Raw genomic sequence first — 1,498 nt, 5'->3', positions numbered from 1 at the left:
TTTTCCCCGACGCGGATGGCGAGCCGTGGCAGCGGGTGCTGGAGGGCGCTGCCGGACGGCCCGCGCTGGACGTGGAGCAGGCCGCTGCGGAGCGACTGGAGGAACAACTCGCGGCGGCGTCGGGTCGCGGCTTCGATCTGAGTACGGAGCTGCCGTGGCGGGTGTCGTTGCTGACGGTGGCACCGGAGGAGTCCGTGCTGCTGTTGGTGGTGCATCACATTGCCTCGGACGGTTGGTCGATGGGGGTGTTGGCGCGGGATCTGCGGGTCGCGTACGAGGCGCGGTGTGCGGGTCGGGCGCCGGGCTGGGAAGCGCTGCCGGTGCAGTACGCGGATTACGCGCTGTGGCAGCGGGAGGCGTTGGGTGATCCCGGTGATCCGGAGAGTGTGATCAGCGGGCAGCTGGCGTACTGGAAGGACGCCCTGGCCGACGCGCCGCCGGAGCTGGCCCTGCCGGTGGACCGCGCGCGCAGGGGGGAGCCCTCCTTCCAGGGCGGCAGTGTGCCGGTCTCGGTGGAGGCGGACACGCACCGACGGCTGGTGGCGGTGGCTGCCCGGGGCCGGGCGACGATGTTCATGCTGGTGCATGCCGCGCTGTCGGTGCTGCTGTCGCGGATGGGCGCCGGGTCCGACATTCCCGTGGGCACGGGGATCGCCGGCCGTGGGGACGCGCAGCTGGAGGGGCTGTCGGGGTTCTTCGTGAACACGCTGGTGCTGCGGGCGGACCTGGCGGGCGACCCGTCGTTCGCCGAGGTGCTGCGGCGCGTCCGGGAGACGGATCTGGCGGCGTACGCGCATCAGGACGTGCCGTTCGAGCGGCTGGTGGAGGAGCTGAACCCGGCGCGCTCGCTGTCCCGCAACCCGCTGTTCCAGGTGATGCTGGCGCTGCAGAACATCCCCGAGGCCGAATGGCAGCTGCCCGGCCTACGCGTCACCCCGCTCCCGCCCGTGGCGGAGTTGCCGGCGCGGTTCGACCTCTCCGTGACGCTGGGCGAGCGGCGGGCAGCGGATGGCGCTCCGGCGGGTCTCGGGGGCGGGATTCTGTACGCGGCGGATCTCTTCGACGAATCAACCGTACGGGCCCTTGGCGACCGTCTCGTGCGGGTGCTGGAGCAGGTGGCGGCGGATCCGCAAGTGCGGCTGAGCGAGATCGACGTACTCGACGAGGGTGAGCGGGCGCTGGTGGTGGGGGAGTGGAATGCCACGGCGCGGCCGGTCGGGTTGGAGACGGTGCCGGAGCGGTTCCGGGCGTGGGCGGTTCGGGTTCCGGAGGCGTGTGCGGTGCGGTGTGGGGCGGAGGCCGTCTCGTACGGGGAGTTGGAGGTTCGGTCGAATCGGCTGGCTCGGTATCTGCGTCGTCAGGGTGTCCGGTCCGATTCGCGGGTGGGTCTGCGGCTGCCGCGGGGTGTCGACATGGTGACGTCGATGCTGGCGGTCTGGAAGGCCGGTGGTGCGTATGTGCCGCTGGACCCTGAGTACCCGGCCGACCGGCTGGAGTT

The 1,498-nt window shown here is 71.7% G+C and carries 1 protein-coding gene; it reads left to right on the top strand.

Annotated elements, in window-relative coordinates; translation table 11 throughout:
* On the top strand, positions 1-1,498 hold a 1,498-nt coding region (locus tag ACFWY6_RS29715), incomplete at both ends, for a condensation domain-containing protein (protein ID WP_384696661.1).

The organism is Streptomyces sp. NPDC059037 (assembly GCF_042740015.1).
Lineage (GTDB): Bacteria > Actinomycetota > Actinomycetes > Streptomycetales > Streptomycetaceae > Streptomyces.
The sequence above is the reverse complement of the archived record's forward strand: the minus strand, read 5'-3'. Positions and strand labels throughout refer to the sequence as shown.